A 20031-nucleotide genomic window follows, 5' to 3' on the forward strand; every position below is an offset into this window, starting at 1 on the left:
GGGGGGGGGGGGGGGGGGGGGGGGGGGGGGGGGGGGGGGGGGGGGGGCGGGGGGGGGGGGGGGGGGGGGGGGGGGGGGGGGGGGGGGGGGGGGGGGCCCCCCCCCCCCCCCCCCCGCCTTTGGGCGTTCTCTCCCGGCGGGCGTTTTCCCGGCGCCGCGTCAAGTGTCTTGGGGCGCAAGGAATGCCCTTTAGCGCGTGGGGCGGGTGGTCCGCAAGTACCCCCATCCCGATTGAGCTATTTTCCGATGATCTGTTCTACCGTGCTGCCTCGATTCCCGGGCGTGGACCGCAGTTGAGGTGGCATGCTGCTCAGCGTCAGGGGGTTGGTACCAATTACCGCACTGTTGCCAGTAGTAGGGCCGGAGGTCGATGTGTCCGCCAGCGTGAATCCGACGGTTCGCCGCCGCAGGCTCGGCGCCGAGCTCCGGCGGCTGCGCGAGCTCAGGGGGATGACCGCCGAGGAGGTGGCCGGCCGCCTGATGGTCTCCCAGTCGAAGATCAGCCGACTGGAGAACGGCCGCCGATCGATCAGCCCGCGCGATGTGCGCGACCTGTGCGAGGTCTACGAGGTCGAGGACGAGCGGGTCCGCAACGGGCTGATGGAGATGGCCAAGGAGTCGCGCCAGCGCGGTTGGTGGCACGAGTTCGGGGACATCCCCTACAGCGTGTACATCGGACTGGAGGCGGAGGCCTCGTCGATCCGGGCTTACGAATCCTCCTTCGTGCCGGGGCTGTTGCAGACCCGGGAGTACGCGGAGGCGGTGGTGGCCGGCACCCAGCCGGACACCGATCCGGCGGCGATCCACCGCCGGGTGGAGGTGCGGCTCAAGCGCCAGCTCCGGATACACGGTGACGACCAGCTCGGCAGCCTGTGGGTGGTGGTAGACGAGGCGGTGCTGCGCCGCCAGGTCGGCGGGCCGCGGGTGATGGCCGAGCAGCTGTTCCAGCTGGTCGAGCTCGGCGAACGACCGAACATCAACCTGCAGGTCATACCGTTCAAGCACGGTGCCCACCCCGGGATGACCGGGACATTCTCCCTGATGGAGTTCCCCGAGTCAGCGGATTCCACAGTCGTCTACTTCGAAGGAGTGACGGCCGATCTCTACTTGGAGAAGGAAGCCGACGTACGCCGCTATACCAATCTCTACGACCACCTGCGAGCCGCGGCGATGAGTGTCACGGAAAGCCGGTCGATGATCACCGATTTGGCAGAGGAGTTCATGAAATGAGCAAGGCCATCGAGACCCTGACCTGGCGCAAGAGCAGCTACAGCGGCGGCAACGGCGCGTGCGTCGAGATCGCCGTCCCGACTTCTGCCTCTGTCGCGGTCCGGGACTCCAAGGACCCGCACGGCGCGCAGCTGCACTTCTCCAACGAGAGCTGGGCGGCTTTCGCGGCGGCTGCCGGCACCGGCGCCTTCGGCGAGGTCTGATCCACGGCTCCCTGCACAACTCCCGGTGCCCGTCGCTCCCCCGCGGCGGGCACCGTCGTACCGAGGAGCGTCAACTGCCGACGGGGTAGCGGGTGTTCCAGCCCTCGGTGCCGTGCAGCGCGGGGCCGTGCAGCAGTTCCAGCACCAGGTCGTCGGCGAGTTCCAGGATCGTGCCGCGGCCCTCGAGTTCGGCCAGCAGCTCGGGCGGCAGCGCGGTCTCGCCGTGCAGGGCGCCCAGCAGGTTGCCGCAGATGGAGCCGGTGGAGTCGCTGTCGCCCGAGTGGTTGACGGCCAGCAGCAGGCCGCTGCGGACGTCCTCGGCGACCAGGGCGCAGTACAGGCCGATGGCGAGCGACTCCTCGGCGGTCCAGCCCTCGCCGAGCTGCTCGACCCGTTCGGCGGACGGCACGCCGGCCCGGACGGCGTCCAGCGCGGCCCGCAGCGCGGCGGTGGTCTCCTCGTGGCCCGGCCGCTCGGACAGCAGCGCCAGGGCGAGGTGGACGCCCTCCTCCAGGGTGCCGCCGCGGGCCACCGCGTGGACGATCACCGCGAAGGCCCCGGCGGACAGGTAGCCGGTGGGGTGGCCGTGGGTCAGCACCGAGCACTCGACGGCGAGTTGGAACACCAGGGCCGGGTCCCAGGCGGTGAGCAGCCCGAACGGGGCGGCGCGCATCACGGTGCCGCAGCCCTTGGAGTTCGGGTTGCGCGGCTCCTCGACGGTGGCCGGCGGCCCGTCCCCGGTACCGGCCAGACCGGACAGGCAGGCGTTGCCGGGGGCCCGGCGTTCGTACAGCCACTCCTCGCGGCCCAGCCAGCCGAGGTCCTTGCGGCGCTCGTCCGGGCCCCAGTCCTGCTGGGTGGCGTACCAGCGCAGGTAGGCGCGGTGCACGTCGGACGGCGGGTGCCAGGCTCCGGTGTCGCGGCCTATGTGGGCGCGGATCAGGCCGTCGACGGTGAACAGGCTCATCTGGGTGTCGTCGGTGACGGCGCCGCGCCGCCCGTAGGCGGGGACATAGCCGGTGACGCCCGCCTCGCCGTGGGTGGCGCGGATCTGCCCCAGCCGTTCGAACTCGATGCCGGCGCCGAGGGCGTCGCCGATCGCGCCACCGAGCAGACAGCCCCGCACCCGGCTGCGGAAGTCCTGCTGCTGGGCGCGTGACCACAGGGGCATCACGGGTGGGGGCCTTTCGGTCGGCGGGCGTCGGACAGCAGACGCACTGTATTCGAAGGCCCGGCCGAAACCGCCGGGCTCCACCGAACATCCATCCGCCCGACAGGCACTAGTGCCGCGGCAGGCAACTTTTGCCCGTCAAGGAGCGGCCCGAGGCGCCCGGCTGGGCGTGCCGCCGAAGCGCCCTCGTACTGGGTGTACTTGGGTGCTTTGGCGGTGCGTCCAGGCGGGATGCATCGGGCCGCGACGGGGCAAAGGTTGCCTGTTGCGGCACTAGTCCAACACGGGCAGCAGCCGCGGCAGGTGGCCGTCCGAGGCGAGGGCCGCCGCGCGGCGTTCGGCGGGCACCTGGCCGTAGTCGGTGGTGCGCTGCCGGGCGGGGCGGCCGGCCAGGGCGGCGATCGCCTCCAGGTCGCGGACCGACTTGTAGGAGCCCCAACCGGAGCCCGCCATCCGGGAGATGGTCTCCTCCATCAGCGTGCCGCCCAGGTCGTTGGCGCCGCTGCGGAGCATCTCGGCGGCGCCCTCCGCGCCGAGCTTCACCCAGCTGGTCTGGATGTTGGGGATGTGCGGGTGCAGCAGCAGCCGGGCCATCGCGGTCACCGCCCGGTTGTCGCGCGCGGTCGGACCGGGCCGGGCGATGCCCGCCAGGTACACGGGGGCGTTGGTGTGCACGAACGGCAGCGTGACGAACTCGGTGAACCCGCCGGTGCGCTGCTGGACTTCGGCCAGCAGCCGCAGGTGGCCCAGCCAGTGCTTGGGGGTGTCGACGTGCCCGTACATCATGGTGGACGAGGAGCGCAGGCCCAGTTCGTGCGCGGTGCTGACGACCTCCACCCAGGTCGCGGCGGGCAGCTTGCCCTTGGTGAGCACCCAGCGCACCTCGTCGTCGAGGATCTCCGCGGCGGTGCCGGGGATGGAGTCCAGGCCGGCCTCCTTCGCGGCGGCCAGCCAGTCGCGGATCGAAAGCCCGGTGCGAGTGGCGCCGTTGACCACCTCCATCGGCGAGAACGCGTGCACGTGGATGCCCGGCACCCGCTGCTTCACGGCCCGGGCGATGTCGAAGTAGGCGGTGCCCGGCAGGTCCGGGTGGATGCCGCCCTGCATGCACACCTCGGTCGCGCCCACCTCCCAGGCCTGCTCGGCCCGTTCGGCGACCTGGTCCAGCGACAGGGTGTACGCGTCGGCGTCGGTGCGGCGCTGCGCGAACGCGCAGAACCGGCAGCCGGTGTAGCAGACGTTGGTGAAGTTGATGTTCCGGGTGACGCAGTACGTCACCTCCTCGCCGACCGTGTCGCGGCGCAGCTCGTCGGCGATCCGGCACAGCGCGTCCAGCGCGTCCCCGTCGGCCTGGAACAGCGCGAGGGCCTGGTCGTCCGTCAGCTTCGTCGGGTCGTCGGCGGCGGTGGACAGTGCGGCGCGGACGTCGGCGGGCAGGCGGCTCGGGGCGGGGACGGCGACCTGTTCGCGCAGCGACTCCCAGTCGCCGTAGACCTCGTCGAAGTCGGAGCGGCGGTCGCCGGTGCGGCCCTCGGTGTCGACGGTGCGGAACAGGTCGGTTCGGCCGCCGCCGGTCATCGGCTCGTCGGGCTCCTGCCAGGGCAGGCCGGCGGGGCGGCGGCCCTCGACGGCCAGGCCGGTGGCCGGGTCGGCGAGCGCCCGCACGTGCGGCAGCAGCCGGGGGTCGAGCCAGGGCTCGCCGCGCTTCAGGTACTCGGGGTAGATCGTCAACCGCTCGCGCAGCAGGTACCCGGACTCGGCGGTCCGTTCGGCCAACTCTTCGATGTGCGGCCAGGGACGCTCCGGGTTGACGTGGTCGGGCGTCAGCGGCGAAATGCCGCCCCAGTCGTCGATGCCCGCGCCGATCAGCAGCGCGAACTCGGCGTCCACCAGGTTCGGCGGCGCCTGGATCCGGGCGGCCGGGCCGAGGACCAGCCGGGCCACCGCCACCGCGGCCGCCAGCTCGGACAGTTCGGCGTCCGGCATGGCCCGCATCGCGGTGTCCGGCTTGGCCCGGAAGTTCTGCACGATCACTTCCTGCACGCCCTGGTAGGCGCGGGACACCTTGCGGATCGCCAGCAGCGACTCGGCCCGCTCCTCGAAGGTCTCGCCGATGCCGATCAGCACCCCGGTGGTGAACGGCACGGCGCTGCGCCCGGCGTCCTCCAGCACCCGCAGCCGCACCGCCGGCTCCTTGTCCGGGGAGCCGTGGTGCGGGCCGCCGGGCTCCGACCAGAGGCGGGTGGCGGTGGTCTCCAGCATCATGCCCATCGACGGGGCGACCGGCTTGAGGCGCTGGAAGTCCGTCCAGGACAGCACGCCCGGGTTCAGGTGCGGCAGCAGCCCGGTCTCCTCCAGCACCCGCACCGCCATCGCCCGCACGTACGCCAGGGTGTCGTCGTAGCCGTGCGCGTCCAGCCACTCGCGGGCCTCGGGCCACCGGGTCTCGGGGCGGTCGCCGAGCGTGAACAGGGCTTCCTTGCAGCCGAGTTCGGCACCCCGGCGGGCGATCTCCAGCACCTCGTCCGGGGACAGGTACAGCCCGTGGCCGTCCTTGCGGAGCTTGCCGGGCACGGTGGCGAAGGTGCAGTAGTGGCAGCGGTCCCGGCACAGCCTGGTCAGCGGGATGAACACCTTGCGCGAGTACGTGATGACGCCCGGACGGCCCGCCTGCTCCAGCCCGGCGTCCCGGATCCGCGCCGCGGCCCCGCACAGCTCCGCCAGGTCCGCGCCGCGCGCCTGGAGCAGCACCGCCGCCTCCGCGGCGTCCAGCGCCACCCCGTCACGGGCCCGGCGCAGCGCACGCCGCATCGCGGTCGGGGTGGGCGAGGAAGGGGCGGGCAGCGGGGGCTGGTGGCTCATGGGCCCGACCCTACGCGAGGCGTACACCTCCGGATGGACACGACCCTGACGGCGTCTCAGGGTCGCAATACTCCGGATACAACGCGAGACGTAGCGCGATCTGCTGCCGCCGGGCGACGCGTCGAGGGGTGCCGCGGGGCTTCAATGGACAGTGACAGCAGACGAGCTCTGGAGGGGGCCGCAGTGAACCAGGAAGCCACCGCAGTAGAGGACATGACGGCGGTTCGGGCGGGCAGGCGCCGCACCGCCGTCCGGATCGGCGTGCCGGCGGCGATCGCCACCGTCGTCGCCATCGGCATGGGCCTGGTGCCCGCACTGGCCAGCGACGAGTCGCCGAACCTGCCGGCCATCAGCGCCCAGGACCTGATCGCCAAGGCCATCTCCGCGAACACCGACACCTTCAGCGGCACCGTCCGGGTCAACGCCGACCTGGGCCTGCCCACCGCGCTGACCGACCTCGCCTCCGGCTCCGGCCCGCTCGGCGAGATGGCCCGCGGCGCCGGCGCCAAGACCGGCAGTGCCGACCCGCAGATGAAGGCCGTCGAACTGCTCGGCGGCTCGCACACCCTGTCCGTCTCCTCGGACGGCCCGGACCGCCAGCGGCTCACCCTGTCCGGCCAGAAGTCCGGCTACGAGCTGGTCCACAACGGCGACCAGGTGTGGGCGTACGACCGCAGCTCCCAGCAGGCCCTGCACCTCACCGGCACGGGCACCGACGGCCACCGGCCCGACGGCAAGGAGGGCATCGGCTCCATCACCCCGCAGGACGTCGCCAAGCAGCTCCTCGAGCACTCCTCCGCCACCACCTCGGTGACGGTCGACGGCACCGAGCGGGTCGCCGGGCACGCCGCGTACAAGCTCAGCATCAAGCCCAAGCAGGCCGGCTCCACCGTCGCCGAGATCCGCGTCTCGATCGACGCCGACAAGGGCATGCCGCTGGCCGTGCAGCTGCGCACCGTGGACGGCGCCACCGCGTTCGACGTGCGCTTCGGCACCCTGTCCTACGACAAGCCCGACGCCAAGACCTTCCAGTTCAGCGTCCCCAAGGGCGCCAAGGTGATCGAGCAGTCCGCGAAGGACCACACCGCCAACCCGATGCCGTCCATCCCCGGCCTGCCCTCGCTGCCCACCGGCGGCGGCACGGACGGCGCCAAGGACGGCGCCAAGGGCGGCGTCATCGGCGAGGGCTGGACGGCCATCGCCCACGGCGACGCCGGCGCGGACGCCGCCAAGGGCATCGCCAAGTTCGCCGGCCGCGAGGTCAAGGGCGGCACCCTGGTGTCCACCCGCATCGTCAACGCCCTGGTCACCAAGGACGGCAAGGTCTACATGGGAGCCGTCACCCCGGAGACCCTGGAGCAGGCCGCGGCCTCCGGCAAGTAACCACCACACACGACCACGCGGGGCCCCGGGACCGCCCGGGGCCCCGCGTCGTCAGTTGGCGACCGTCTCCGCCGGCACCGGCACCGCGACCTGCCGCCGCTCCGACCGCACCCGGCGCAGCGCGTCCACGCTCAGCACCACCAGCGCCACCCACACCAGCCCGAAACCCGCCCAGCGGGCCGGTGACATCGACTCGTGGAAGACCGTCACCCCGATCAGGAACTGGAACACCGGCGCCAGGTACTGCAACAGGCCCAGCGTGGTCAGCGGCACCCGCAGCGCCGCCGCCCCGAAGCACATCAGCGGCACCGCCGTAATGACCCCGCTGGCCACCAGCAGCGCGGTGTGACCCCAGCCGTAGTGCGTCAGACTGCCCTCACCGCGCACGCCCAGGTACACCAGGAACCCCAGCGCGAACGGGAACATCACCGCGCTCTCCACCGCCAGGCTCTCCGCACCGCCCAGCGCGACCTTCTTCTTCAGCAGACCGTACGTGGCGAACGACAGCGCCAACGTCAGCGCGATCCACGGCAGCCGCCCGTACGCCACCGTCAGCACCGCCACCGCCGCCACACCGACCCCGACCGCCGCCCACTGCGCGGTACGCAGGCGCTCGCGCAGCACCAGGACGCCGAACGCGATCGTCACCAGCGGATTGATGAAGTACCCGAGGCTGGTCTCCACCACATGCCCGGCGTTCACGGCCCAGATGTACACGCCCCAGTTCACCGAGACGGTCGCCGCCGCCACCGCCAGCAGCGCCAGCCTGCGCGGCTGACGCAACAGCGGGCGTATCCACCCCCAGCGCCGGCGTATCAGCAGCATCACCACCACCGCGACCAGCGACCACACCATCCGGTTCGCCAGGATGTCCGCCGCCCCGGCCGGCTCCAGCAACGGCCAGAACAGCGGGAACAGCCCCCACATCCCGTACGCCGCAAAGCCGTTCCAGAGCCCGACCCTGGCCTCCCGCGCACTCTCCGCCATGGCCTGCCCTTCACCCGCGCACGAAACGTCCTACGAAAGGTAGCGGCACGCGGGTGAAGGTGTCATCCCCAAACGGAACTTTTGCTGCTGACAGCTTCCGGGCTAGGCGGTCACCGTCCAGGTGCTGGACCCAGCCAGCAAACCAGCCAGCTCCCCACGCCCCTTCTGCTCCTCCGCAAGCGCCAGCTGGTCGGCCATCTGCGTGTCGTAAACAGCCCGCTTCACATCCCGCAGCACACCGATCGGCGTGTTGTGCAGCAGGTCCGTCTCGGTCAGCCGGGTGAGCGCGAACGCCGTCGCGGGACTGCTGGCGTGCGCGTCGTGCACAAGCGCCTCACCCTCGCTCCGCGGAGCGATCCGCAGCTCCCCGTCCGCGCCCCGCACCACGTGCCGGTCCGCGCCGACCAGGACCGGCTGCCCGTGCTCCAGCCGGATGAGCGCCTCGTCCCGGGTGCCGGGCTCCTTGAGGATCTCGAACGCGCCGTCGTTGAAGATGTTGCAGTTCTGGTAGATCTCCACCAGCGCGGTGCCCTCGTGCTGCGCCGCGGCCCGCAGCACGGACTGCAGGTGCTGCCGGTCGGAGTCGATCGTCCGGGCCACGAACGAAGCCTCGGCGCCGATCGCCAGCGACAGCGGGTTGAACGGTGCGTCCAGCGAACCCATCGGGGTGGACTTGGTGATCTTCCCGACCTCGCTGGTCGGCGAGTACTGGCCCTTGGTCAGTCCGTAGATCCGGTTGTTGAACAGCAGGATCTTCAGATTGACGTTCCGGCGCAGCGCGTGGATCAGGTGGTTGCCGCCGATCGACAGCGCGTCGCCGTCACCCGTCACCACCCACACCGACAGGTCGGGGCGGGAGGCGGCCAGGCCGGTGGCGATCGCCGGGGCGCGGCCGTGGATCGAGTGCATGCCGTACGTGTTCATGTAGTACGGGAAGCGGGACGAGCAGCCGATGCCGGAGACGAAGACGGTGTTCTCCCGGCGGATGCCGAGCTCCGGCATGAAGGACTGGACGGCGGCCAGGATCGCGTAGTCGCCGCAGCCGGGGCACCAGCGCACTTCCTGGTCGGTCTTGAAGTCCTTCGCGGTCTGCGGGCCGTCAGCCTTGGGGACGAGCCGCAGGGCGGGGAAGTCGGTCATCGGGTCGTCGCCTCCGCGTCGAGCGTGCCGATCGCCGCGTGCAGCACGTCGGCGAGTTGGGCGGCCTTGAACGGCAGGCCGCGCACCTGGTTGTAGGACTGCGCGTCGACGAGGTACTTCGCGCGCAGCAGCAGGGCGAGCTGCCCGAGGTTCATCTCGGGGACGATCACCCGCTCGTACCGGCTCAGCACCGTGCCGAGGTTGGCCGGGAACGGGTTGAGGTGGCGCAGGTGGGCCTGGGCGACCTGGCCGCCGTCGGCCCGGACCCGGCGCACCGCGGCGGTGATCGGGCCGTAGGTGGAGCCCCAGCCGAGCACCAGGACCCGGGCCTCGCCGCTCGGGTCGTCGACCTCGATGTCGGGCACCTCGATGCCGTCGATCTTGGCCTGCCGGGTGCGGACCATGAAGTCGTGGTTGGCGGGGTCGTAGGAGATGTTGCCGGTGCCGTCCTGCTTCTCGATGCCGCCGATCCGGTGCTCGAGGCCGGGGGTGCCGGGCACCGCCCACGGGCGGGCGAGGGTGTGCGGGTCGCGCTGGTAGGGGCGGAAGGTGCCGTCGGGGCCGTTCGGCTCGGTGGCGAACTCGACGCGCAGGTCCGGGAGTTCGTCGACGTCCGGGATCTTCCACGGCTCGGAGCCGTTGGCCAGGTAGCCGTCGGAGAGCAGGAACACCGGGGTGCGGTAGGTGAGCGCGATCCGGGCCGCGTCGAGCGCGGCGTCGAAGCACTCGGCGGGCGTCGCGGGGGCGACGATCGGCACCGGGGCCTCGCCGTTGCGGCCGAACATCGCCTGCAGCAGGTCCGCCTGCTCGGTCTTGGTCGGCAGGCCGGTGGACGGGCCGCCGCGCTGGATGTCGACCACCAGCAGTGGCAGTTCCAGCGACACCGCCAGGCCGATGGTCTCCGACTTCAGCGCCACGCCCGGACCGGACGTGGTGGTGACGCCCAGCGCGCCGCCGAACGCCGCGCCGAGCGCCGCGCCGATACCGGCGATCTCGTCCTCGGCCTGGAACGTCCGCACGCCGAAGTTCTTGTGCTTCGACAGCTCGTGCAGGATGTCCGAGGCCGGGGTGATCGGGTACGAGCCGAGGAACACCGGCAGCCCGGACCGCTCCCCCGCCGCGACCAGGCCGTACGACAGCGCCAGGTTCCCGGAGATGTTGCGGTACGTGCCGGCCGGCAGCTTGGCCGGCGGGATCTCGTAGGAGACCGCGAAGTCCTCGGTGGTCTCGCCGAAGTTCCAACCCGCCCGGAACGCCGCCACGTTGGCCTCGGCGATCTGCGGCTTCTTCGCGAACTTCTGCCGCAGGAACAGCTCGGTGCCGTGGGTCGGCCGGTGGTACATCCACGACAGCAGGCCCAGCGCGAACATGTTCTTCGCCCGCTCGGCGTCCTTGCGGGCCAGCCCGCTGTCCTTCAGCGCCTCCAGCGTCAGCGTGGTCAGCGGCACCGGGTGCAGCCGGAACGACTCCAGCGAACCGTCCGCCAGCGGGTCCTTGTCGTACCCGACCTTCGCCAGCGCGCGCTTGGTGAACTCGTCGGTGTTGACGATGATCTCGGCGCCGGCCGGCAGGTCCGGCAGGTTCGCCTTCAGCGCCGCCGGGTTCATCGCCACCAGCACGTCCGGGGCGTCGCCCGGCGTCAGGATGTCGTGGTCGGCGAAGTGCAGCTGGAAGCTCGACACACCCGGCAGGGTGCCTGCGGGGGCCCGGATCTCGGCCGGGAAGTTCGGCAGCGTGGACAGGTCGTTGCCGAACGCCGCCGTCTCCGAGGTGAACCGGTCGCCGGTGAGCTGCATACCGTCGCCCGAGTCACCGGCGAACCGGATGATCACCCGGTCCAACCGCCGGATCGGCTTGGCCGGCCGCCCGGACCGGGCCGAGGCCGGACCCGACCGGCGCTCGCCGCCCGGGCCGTCCACTGCCTCTGACTGATCGACCTGACTGGTCACTGCCGCGGACCTCCTCGAAGGGGAGCCAGCAGCGGGCGTGAGCCGTGTGCCCCGTCCGCCTGGCGCACCAAGGGAATCCTAAGCGGGCAGAGCACCGCTGGAAGGGAACTCGCGAAGACCGCCACGCGGGTCCGCAAGCCGGTCAGGACTCCAGATACGCCAGCACCGCGAGAACCCGCCGGTGATCCTCCTGGCTCGGTCCCAAACGCAACTTCTGGAAGATGTTCGACACATGCTTCTCGACAGCCCCGTCGGACACCACCAGTTGCTTGGCGATCGCCGCGTTGGTCCGGCCCTCCGCCATCAGCCCCAGCACCTCACGCTCACGAGGCGTCAGATTCGCCAGCGTGTCCACCTGCCGGCTGCGGCTCAACAACTGCTGCACCACCTCCGGGTCCAGCGCCGTGCCGCCCTCCGCGACCCGGGTCACCGCGTCCGCGAACTCCCGCACCTCCGCGACCCGGTCCTTCAGCAGGTACCCCACCCCGCGGGTCGAACCCGCCAGCAGCTCACCCGCGTACTGCTCCTCCACGTGCTGCGACAGCACCAGCACCCCCAACTGCGGGTACCGCTTGCGCAACTCCACGCACGCCCGCACCCCCTCGTCGGTGTGCGTCGGCGGCATCCTCACATCCGCCACCACCACATCCGGCAACGAGCCCTCCCCGTGTAGGCCGTCCACCGCCCGCAACAGCGCTTCCCCGTCACCGACCCCCGCCACGACCTCCATCCCCCGGTCCGTCAGCAACCGCGTCAGCCCCTCCCGGAGCAGCACGGAATCCTCGGCGATCACCACACGCAACATAGCCCGAACCCTAGCGCGCAGGGGCGCGGGGAACCGCGCGAAGGGGAACGCACCCGATCGCAGGATCGCGGCACGGACGGCGACTTGCACGTGAGAGCGCCCAACCGGACGGTCACATGGTGCGAATCGCCACCGTGTCGCAGAGCTCCTGCAGCGCCGCCTTCGCCGGGCAGTCCGGCAGCGGGTCGAGCAGCGCCCGCGCCTCCTCGGCGTAGCGCAGCGTCTCGCGGCGGGCCCGCTCCAGCGCGGGGTGCCGACGCAGCAGGCGCAGCGCTTCCGCGTGGGCGTCGTCGTCGGACGCCAGATCGGTGTCGAGGAGCTCCCGCAGCCGGACGTCCTCGGGGTCGGCCGGGTCGACGGGCATCTGACGCAGCAGCAGGACCGGCAGCGTGGGGACGCCCTCGCGCAGGTCGGTGCCGGGGGTCTTGCCGGACTCGTGGCCGTCGCTGGCGATGTCGAGGACGTCGTCGGCGAGCTGGAACGCGGTGCCGATGCGCTCGCCGTACTGGGTGAGCAGGTCGACGATCCACGGTTCGGCACCGGCCATCATCGCGCCGAAGCGGCAGGAGACGGCGATCAGCGAGCCGGTCTTGCCGGAGAGGACGTCCAGGTAGTGCTGCAGCGGGTCGTCCTCGGCGCGGGGCCCGACGGTCTCCAGGATCTGGCCGGTGACCAGCCGTTCGAACGCGTCGGCCTGGACCCGGACGGCCTCGGGGCCGAGGTCGGAGAGCACCTGGGAGGCGCGGGAGAACAGGAAGTCGCCGGTGAGGATGGCGACCGAGTTGTCCCAGCGGCTGTTGGCGCTGGGGGCGCCGCGCCGCACGGGGGCCTCGTCCATCACGTCGTCGTGGTACAGCGTCGCGAGGTGGGTCAGTTCGACCACCACCGCGGACGGCACCACCCCGCGCGCGGCGGGGTCGCCGAACTGGGCGGCGAGCATCACCAGCAGCGGCCTGAACCGCTTCCCCCCTGCCTCGATGAGGTGGCTGGCGGTCACCGTGATGAAGGGCACGTCGCACTTGACGGCCTCGATCAGGGCGGCCTCCACGGCCTCCATCCCGGCCTGGACGTCACGGGTCAGATCGCGGTCCTGCACGCTCAGCCCGAAGGGCCCCACGACGGTCACGCTGACCACTCCTGTCCCTGGTCGATCCAGCGGGCCGGTCCCTCAGCGCCGCCGATGCACATACAAGGCAGCGTATCCGGTCCCGAGTGGATCACTGCACGGGCATGGACCTTCCGCCCCTGGTGGCGGGGCCGGGGGACGGGGGCCGCAGGTCAGCGGGGGATGATCCGGGTGAGGTCCAGCTCGAAGTCGGACGGCAGGCCGAACTCCCTGTTGCCCCCTGCCACAGACAACGACCGGGCCCCCACCAGGTAGTGCGGGCGGGGGCCGGATCGTGCTGAAGAACGTCAGCGGATGAAGACGGACGCCTTCGAGGCCAGGTCGAGGAAGTACTGCGGGAGCAGGCCCAGGCCGAGCGTCACCAGGACGCCGAAGGCGATGGTGGTGGCGGTGAGGGCGCTGGGGACGGCGACGGCGGGGCCGGCGGGCTGGGGGTCGGAGAAGAACATCAGGACGATGACGCGGATGTAGAAGAAGGCGGCGATCGCGGAGGACAGCACACCGACGATCACCAGGGGGGTGGCGCCGCCGGCGGCCGCGGCCTGGAAGACCGCGAACTTGCCGGTGAAGCCGGAGGTGAGCGGGATGCCCGCGAAGGCCAGCAGGAACAGCGCGAAGACCGCGGCGAGCAGCGGTGAGCGGCGGCCGAGGCCGGCCCAGTTGGAGAGGTGGGTGGCTTCGCCCTTGGAGTCGCGCACCAGGGTGACGACGGCGAACGCGCCGAGGGTGACGAAGGAGTAGGCGAGCAGGTAGAAGAGGACGGCGGCGACGCCGCGCCGGTCGGTGGCGATCAGGCCGGTGAGGATGAAGCCGGCGTGCGCGACCGAGGAGTAGGCGAGGAGGCGCTTCACGTCCTGCTGGGTGACGGCGAGGATCGAGCCGACCACCATGGTGAGGATGGCGACGCCCCACATGACGGGCCGCCAGTCCCAGCGGATGCCGGGGAAGGCGACGTAGAACAGCCGCAGCATGGCGCCGAACGCGGCGGTCTTGGTGGCGGCGGCCATGAACCCGCTGACGGGGGTGGGCGCGCCCTGGTAGACGTCCGGCGTCCAGGAGTGGAACGGCACCGCGCCGACCTTGAACAGCAGGCCGACGGCGAGCATGGCCAGGCCGACCAGCAGCAGCGCGTCGTTCTGGGTGGTGACGGCGAGCGCGGGGGTGACGGGGGCGGTGCCGGCGACGACATCGGCGATGTCGCCGAGCCGGACGCTGCCCGCGTAGCCGTACAGCAGGGCGGTGCCGAACAGGAAGAACGCGGAGGCGAACGCGCCGAGCAGGAAGTACTTGACGGCGGCCTCCTGCGAGAGCAGGCGGCGGCGCCGGGCGATCGCGCACATCAAGTACAGCGGCAGGGACAGCACTTCGAGCGCCACGAACATGGTCAGCAGGTCGTTGGCGGCGGGGAAGAGCAGCATGCCGCCGACCGCGAACAGGGTGAGCGGGTAGATCTCGGTGGTCCGCAGGCCCTCGCGGGTGGCCTCGCGTTCCTGTTCGCCGCCGGGGACGGCGGCGGCCTGCGCGGTGAACGCGTCGATCCGGTGGCCGTTGATGCGCGGCTCCAGCCGGCCCTCGGCGTAGGTGAGGACGGCGAGGACGGCGGTCAGCAGGATGACGCCCTGCAGGAACAGCGCGGGCCCGTCGATGGCGACCGAGCCCATCGCGAGCAGCCCGGCCTTGGTGGAGGCGTGGCCCTGGGCGGCGAGCACCACCACGGCGACGAACGCGCCGACCAGGCCGGTCAGCGAGATGCCGAGTTGGCTGGAGGCGCGCAGCCGTCGCGGCAGGAACGCCTCGGCCAGGATGCCGATCAGGGCGGCGCCGAACACCACCAGCATCGGCGAGAGTTGGCCGTACTCGATGTGCGGGGCGGGGATGCTCGGACTGTTGCCGCCGGCGGCGGCCAGCGCGTGGGTGGCGATCACTTCTGCTCACCTCCGTTGGTGGCGGCGACCGGGTGGGCGGGCGCGGGGTCGGTCCGGTGGACCTGGCCAAGGGTGTCGTTCACGGCCGGGTTCACCATCTTGGTGAGCGGCTGCGGGTAGACGCCAAGCAGCAGGGTGAGGGCCACCAGCGGGGCTACGACGGCGAGTTCACGGGCCTTCAGGTCGGGCATGCCCTGCACGGAGGCCTTCACCGGGCCGGTCATGGTGCGCTGGTACAGCATCAGCGCGTACAGCGCGGCCAGCACGATGCCGAAGGTGGCGATGATGCCGATCACCGGGTAGCGGGTGAACGTGCCGACCAGGACCAGGAATTCGCTGACGAACGGGGCCATGCCGGGCAGCGACAGGGTGGCGAGTCCGCCGATCAGGAAGGTGCCGGCCAGCACGGGGGCGACCTTCTGCACGCCGCCGTAGTCGGCGATCAGGCGCGAGCCGCGGCGGGAAATCAGGAAGCCCGCGACCAGCATCCACGCGGCGGTGGAGATGCCGTGGTTGACCATGTAGAGGGTGGCGCCGGACTGGCCCTGGCTGGTCATCGCGAAGATGCCCATGATGATGAACCCGAAGTGCGAGATGGACGCGTAGGCGACCAGCCGCTTCATGTCCTTCTGTCCGATGGCGACCAGCGCGCCGTAGACGATGCCGATCAGCGACAGCACCAGGATCGCCGGGGCGAAGGTCTTGGACGCGTCCGGGAACAGGCCGAGGCAGAACCGGAGCATCGCGAAGGTGCCGACCTTGTCGACAACTGCCGTGATCAGCACGGCGGTTCCGGCGGTGGACTCCCCCATCGCGTTCGGCAGCCAGGTGTGCAGCGGCCACATCGGGGCCTTCACCGCGAAGGCGAAGAAGAAGCCGAGGAACAGCGCGCGCTGCGCGGTCGGGTCGATCACCAGCTTGCCGGAGGAGATCGCGTCGGTCAGCGCGGGCAGGCTGAACGTCGCGTGCCCCTGGTCGGCGGCCACCACGTACAGGCCGATCACGGCGGCCAGCATGACCAGTCCGCCGAGCAGGTTGTACAGCAGGAACTTCACTGCGGCGTAGGAGCGCTGGCGGTCCGAGTCGGGTCCGCCGGCCCGGTCGCCGAAGCCGCCGATCAGGAAGTACATCGGGATCAGCATGGCTTCGAAGAACACGTAGAACACGAACACGTCGGTGGCCAGGAAGGACACCAGCACCATCGCCTCGACGGCGAGGATCAGGGCGAAGAAGCCCTGGGTGCGGCGCTTGGACTCGAACGAGCCCTCCGGAGCGGCGGGGTCGGCGTCGTGCCAGCCGGCCAGCATCACCAGCGGCACCAGCACCGCGGTGAGCAGTGCCAGCACGGCGCCGATGCCGTCCACGCCGAGCGAGAAGCTGATCCCGAAGGACCGGATCCAGCTGTAGGACTCGGTCAACTGGTAACGGGGGCCGCCGGGTTCGAAGGCGACGGCGACCGCGACGGCCAGCCCCAGGGTGACCGCCGAGACGGCGAGCGCGACGGCCTTGGTGGTGCGCCGCCGGGCCTCGCCGGTGCCGGCCGGGAGGGCAGCGGTGAGCACTGCTCCGGCGGCCGGGACGGCACAGGTGGCGGAGAGGAGGTAGCTCATCAGACCGACCTCATCAGGAGAGTGGAGGCGACCAGCACCAGCGTGCCGCCGAACATGGAGAGCGCGTACGTCCGGACGTATCCGGTCTGGATCCGGCGCAGCCGCCCGGACAGCCCGCCGATGGCGGCGGCCAGGCCGTTGACGAAGCCGTCCAGGCCCCTGCTGTCGAACCAGACCAGGGTGGCGGCGAGCGCCGAGCCGGGCCGGACCAGGACGGCGTGGTTGAAGTCGTCCTGCAGCAGGTCGCGGCGGGCGGCCCGGGTGAGCAGCGAGCCGACCGGTGCCTGCACCGGGACGGGGCTGCGGCCGTACATCGCATAGGCCAGGCCGGCGCCGGCCAGCATGCAGACGGTGGCGATCACGCTGACGGTCACCGAGTTGATCGGGGAGTGGCCCTCCTCGTGGCCGGTGACCGGCGTCAGGAAGTTCACGAAGGAGCTGCCGAGGGTGAAGAGCCCGCCCGCGAACACCGAGCCGAAGGCCAGCAGGACCATCGGAACGGTCATGCTCTTCGGCGACTCGTGCGGGTGCGGCGGGTTGCCGTTCTCGTCCGGCTGCCAGCGCTTCTCACCGAAGAAGGTGAGCAGCACCACCCGGGTCATGTAGAACGCGGTGATCGCGGCACCGGTCAGCGCGCACACACCGAGGATCCAGCCCTCGGTGCCGCCCTTGGCGAACGCCGCGTCGATGATCTGGTCCTTCGACCAGAAGCCCGACAGGAACGGGAAGCCGATGATCGCCGCGTAGCCGGCCATGAACGTCCAGAAGGTGACCGGCATGTACTTGCGCAGGCCGCCGTAGTGACGCATGTTCACCTCGTCGTTCATGCCGTGCATGACCGATCCGGCGCCGAGGAACAGTCCGGCCTTGAAGAAGCCGTGGGTGACCAGGTGCATGATCGCGAAGGCATAGCCGATCGGGCCGAGGCCGGCCGCCATGATCATGTAGCCGATCTGCGACATGGTCGAGCCGGCCAGCGCCTTCTTGATGTCGTCCTTCGCGCAACCGACGATCGCACCGAACAGCAGCGTCACCGCGCCGACCACCACGACGACGGTCTGCGCGTCGGGGGCCAGGTCGAAGATCGCCGCGGAGCGGACGATCAGGTAGACGCCGGCGGTCACCATGGTGGCCGCGTGGATCAGCGCGGAGACCGGGGTCGGGCCCTCCATCGCGTCGCCCAGCCAGGACTGCAGCGGCACCTGCGCGGACTTGCCGCAGGCGGCGAGCAGCAGCATCAGCGCGATCGCGGTGAGCTTGCCCTGGCTCGCGTCGCCGGCCGCGCCGAACACCGGGCCGAAGGCGAACGAGCCGAACTCCGCGAACATCAGCATGATCGCGATGGACAGGCCCATGTCGCCGACCCGGTTGACGATGAACGCCTTCTTGGCGGCCGTCGCGGCGCTCGGCTTGTGCTGCCAGAACCCGATCAGCAGGTAGGACGCGAGGCCCACGCCCTCCCAACCGACGTACAGCAGCAGGTAGTTGCCGGCCAGCACCAGGAGCAGCATGGCGGCCACGAACAGGTTCAGGTAGCCGAAGAACCGGCGGCGGCGCTCGTCGTGCGCCATGTAGCCCACCGAGTACAGGTGGATCAGGGTGCCGACGCCGGTGATCAACAGCACGAAGACGATGGACAGTTGGTCGAGCTGGAAGGAGATGTCGGCCTGGAAGCCGTCCACCGGGATCCAGGTGTACAGCCGCTCGATGACGGCCCGGTGCGCGGTGTCACGGCCGAGCATGTCCGCGAACAGGGTGAGGCCGAAGGCGAAGGACAGCGCCGCGAGAGCGGTCGCGATCCAGTGCCCGAAACGGTCCAGGGCCCGTCCGCCGAGCAGCAGCAGGGCAGCGCCGGCCAGCGGCGCCGCGACCAGCAGCGGAATGAGAGAGTTCACTGAAGGGCCCTCCGCCTACAGCTTCATCAGGTTGCTGTCGTCGACCGAAGCGGAGTGCCTGGTCCGGAAGATGGAGACGATGATGGCGAGGCCGACCACGACCTCGGCCGCCGCGACCACCATGGTGAAGAACGCGAGGATCTGGCCGTCCAGGTTGCCGTGCAGCCGGGAGAACGTGACCAGCGCCAGGTTCGAGGCGTTCAGCATCAGCTCCACGCACATGAACAGCACGATCGCGTTGCGCCGGATCAGCACGCCGGAGGCGCCGATGGTGAACAGCAGCGCGGCCAGGTACAGGTAGTTGACCGGGTTCACTCCGCCTCCTCCTTGCTCGGGGTCGGCACGGTCTCCAGCGCCTGGCGGGGCCCGGTGACCTTCGGACGGGCGGAGGACGGCCGGCCGAGCCAGTCGGCGGTGCTCTCCTCCAGCTCGGCCATCCGCCGCAGCATCTCCTGGCTGACGTCGCGGATCTGGCCGCGCTCGCGCAGGGTGCTCATCACCGAGTCCTCGGCGACGGTGCCGTCGGGCAGCAGCGCCGGGATGTCCACCGCGTTGTGCCGGGCGTACACGCCGGGGGCGGGCATCGGCGGCACCTGGATGTTGTCCTTGACGCGCTGCGCCGCGAGTTGACGCTGCGTCAGGCGGTCGCGGACCTTCTCGCGGTGGGTCAGCACCATCGCGCCGACCGCCGCGGTGATCAGCAGCGCGCCGGTCACTTCGAACGCCCAGACGTACTTGGTGAAGATCAGCTTCGCCAGGCCCTGCACGTTGCCCTCGGCGTTCGCCTCGGACAGGCCGGTGAAGTGCGACAGCTTGGCGTTCGCCAGACCGGCGATCAGCAGCACGCCGAAGCCCACGCCGCAGAGCACCGCGGCGATCCGCTGGCCCTTGAGCTGCTCCTTCAGCGAGTCCGCCGAGGAGACGCCGACCAGCATCACCACGAACAGGAACAGCATCATGATCGCGCCGGTGTAGACCACGATCTGCACCACACCCAGGAACACCGCGCCCTGCGCCAGGTAACAGACCGCCAGCGACAGCATGGTGGCGGCCAGGCAGAGCGCCGAGTGCACCGCCTTCTTCATCAGCAGCATGCCGAGCGCCCCGCCGACCGCGATCACGGCCAGCACCCAGAACTGCACGGCCTCGCCGGTGGAGGTCATGACTGCGCCTCCTTGTCGTGCGCGTGCTTCTCCTGCTGCACAGTGCCCGGCGCGGCGCCGGTGATCTCGCCCCGGTAGTAGGCGCCCTCGTCGGCGCCCGGGAAGTACGCGTGCGGCGAGTCGACCATGCCCTCGGTCAGCCCGACCAGCAGCTGCTCCTTGGTGAAGATCAGGTCCTGCCGGCTGTCGTCGGCCAGTTCGTACTCGTTGGTCATGGTGAGCGCCCGGGTCGGGCAGGCCTCGATGCACAGCCCGCACAGGATGCAGCGGGCGTAGTTGATCTGGTAGACCGCGCCGTACCGCTCGCCGGGCGAGTACCGCTCGTCGTCATGGTTGTCGGCGCCCTCGACGTAGATCGCGTCGGCCGGGCAGGCCCAGGCGCACAGCTCGCAGCCGACGCACTTCTCCAGGCCGTCCGGGTGCCGGTTCAGCTGGTGGCGGCCGTGGAAACGCGGAGCGGTGGGCTTCTTGTACTCCGGATACTGCTCGGTGAGCCGCTTCTTGAACATGGCCTTGAAGGTCACGCCGAAGCCGGCGGCCGGCCCGAGGACCGACTTTTCCGAAGATTCGTCAGACATGGCG

General features: G+C 71.0%; 16 protein-coding genes. 3 read left to right on the plus strand and 13 right to left on the minus strand.

All coding sequences use genetic code 11. From position 1 onward, the window contains the following. The first annotated feature begins 372 nt into the window (after positions 1-372). Positions 373-1230 (plus strand): helix-turn-helix domain-containing protein, encoded by an 858-nt coding sequence (locus ACFYST_RS25390; protein ID WP_387638375.1) that lies wholly within the window; start codon positions 373-375, stop codon positions 1228-1230. Then, positions 1227-1433 (plus strand): DUF397 domain-containing protein, encoded by a 207-nt coding sequence (locus ACFYST_RS25395; protein WP_387638378.1) that lies wholly within the window; start codon positions 1227-1229, stop codon positions 1431-1433. Before ACFYST_RS25390 ends, ACFYST_RS25395 begins: the two co-directional genes overlap by 4 nt. Positions 1434-1503: 70 nt before the next feature. On the opposite strand, the gene ACFYST_RS25400 is transcribed toward ACFYST_RS25395, so the two are convergent. Continuing rightward, positions 1504-2604, minus strand: coding sequence for an ADP-ribosylglycohydrolase family protein (locus ACFYST_RS25400; protein ID WP_387638380.1), 1101 nt, complete (start codon positions 2602-2604; stop codon positions 1504-1506). A gap of 273 nt (positions 2605-2877) precedes the next feature. Continuing rightward, positions 2878-5466, minus strand: a complete 2589-nt coding sequence (locus ACFYST_RS25405) for a bifunctional FO biosynthesis protein CofGH (RefSeq protein WP_387865684.1) — start codon at positions 5464-5466, stop codon at positions 2878-2880. Between the two features lie 183 nt (positions 5467-5649). On the opposite strand from ACFYST_RS25405, the gene ACFYST_RS25410 reads away from it, so the two are divergent. Then, positions 5650-6849: an outer membrane lipoprotein carrier protein LolA gene (locus ACFYST_RS25410; RefSeq protein ID WP_387638385.1), complete on the plus strand. Its 1200-nt coding sequence runs from the start codon at positions 5650-5652 to the stop codon at positions 6847-6849. 51 nt (positions 6850-6900) lie between these two features. Here the strand turns inward: ACFYST_RS25410 and rarD are convergent, their stop codons facing one another. The 11 genes from rarD to nuoI all read right to left on the minus strand — a co-directional run bounded on the left by rarD (position 6901) and on the right by nuoI (position 20027). Then, positions 6901-7836, minus strand: a complete 936-nt coding sequence (rarD, locus tag ACFYST_RS25415; protein ID WP_387638387.1) for an EamA family transporter RarD — start codon at positions 7834-7836, stop codon at positions 6901-6903. Between the two features lie 102 nt (positions 7837-7938). Beyond that, entirely contained in the window at positions 7939-8976 is a 1038-nt protein-coding gene (locus ACFYST_RS25420) for a 2-oxoacid:ferredoxin oxidoreductase subunit beta (protein WP_387638390.1), read from the minus strand. Then, a complete protein-coding gene (locus ACFYST_RS25425; protein WP_387865685.1) occupies positions 8973-10925 on the minus strand; it encodes a 2-oxoacid:acceptor oxidoreductase subunit alpha in 1953 nt (650 codons plus the stop codon). The genes ACFYST_RS25420 and ACFYST_RS25425 overlap by 4 nt, the downstream gene beginning before the upstream one ends. A gap of 142 nt (positions 10926-11067) precedes the next feature. Beyond that, a complete protein-coding gene (locus ACFYST_RS25430; protein ID WP_387638885.1) occupies positions 11068-11727 on the minus strand; it encodes a response regulator in 660 nt (219 codons plus the stop codon). 115 nt (positions 11728-11842) lie between these two features. Then, positions 11843-12856 carry a polyprenyl synthetase family protein gene (locus tag ACFYST_RS25435; protein WP_387865687.1) on the minus strand — a complete coding sequence of 338 codons (1014 nt, stop codon included), beginning with the start codon at positions 12854-12856 and terminating at the stop codon, positions 11843-11845. 287 nt (positions 12857-13143) lie between these two features. Next, positions 13144-14781, minus strand: a complete 1638-nt coding sequence (gene nuoN, locus ACFYST_RS25440) for an NADH-quinone oxidoreductase subunit NuoN (protein ID WP_387865688.1) — start codon at positions 14779-14781, stop codon at positions 13144-13146. Next, a complete protein-coding gene (locus tag ACFYST_RS25445) occupies positions 14778-16391 on the minus strand; it encodes an NADH-quinone oxidoreductase subunit M (protein ID WP_387638399.1) in 1614 nt (537 codons plus the stop codon). Before ACFYST_RS25445 ends, nuoN begins: the two co-directional genes overlap by 4 nt. Then, entirely contained in the window at positions 16391-18286 is a 1896-nt protein-coding gene (nuoL, locus tag ACFYST_RS25450) for an NADH-quinone oxidoreductase subunit L (RefSeq protein WP_387865690.1), read from the minus strand. Before nuoL ends, ACFYST_RS25445 begins: the two co-directional genes overlap by 1 nt. A 15-nt stretch (positions 18287-18301) precedes the next feature. Further along, complete coding sequence (nuoK, locus tag ACFYST_RS25455; RefSeq protein ID WP_043915678.1) at positions 18302-18601, minus strand: NADH-quinone oxidoreductase subunit NuoK; 300 nt, start codon at positions 18599-18601, stop codon at positions 18302-18304. Beyond that, on the minus strand, positions 18598-19449 hold the full coding sequence (locus tag ACFYST_RS25460; RefSeq protein WP_387638406.1) for an NADH-quinone oxidoreductase subunit J: 852 nt from the start codon (positions 19447-19449) through the stop codon (positions 18598-18600). The genes nuoK and ACFYST_RS25460 overlap by 4 nt, the downstream gene beginning before the upstream one ends. Next, positions 19446-20027, minus strand: coding sequence for an NADH-quinone oxidoreductase subunit NuoI (nuoI, locus tag ACFYST_RS25465; protein ID WP_387638409.1), 582 nt, complete (start codon positions 20025-20027; stop codon positions 19446-19448). The genes ACFYST_RS25460 and nuoI overlap by 4 nt, the downstream gene beginning before the upstream one ends. Positions 20028-20031 lie beyond the last annotated feature (4 nt).

Origin of the sequence: Kitasatospora sp. NPDC004614 (genome assembly GCF_042873675.1) — a bacterium.
Classification (GTDB): domain Bacteria; phylum Actinomycetota; class Actinomycetes; order Streptomycetales; family Streptomycetaceae; genus Kitasatospora.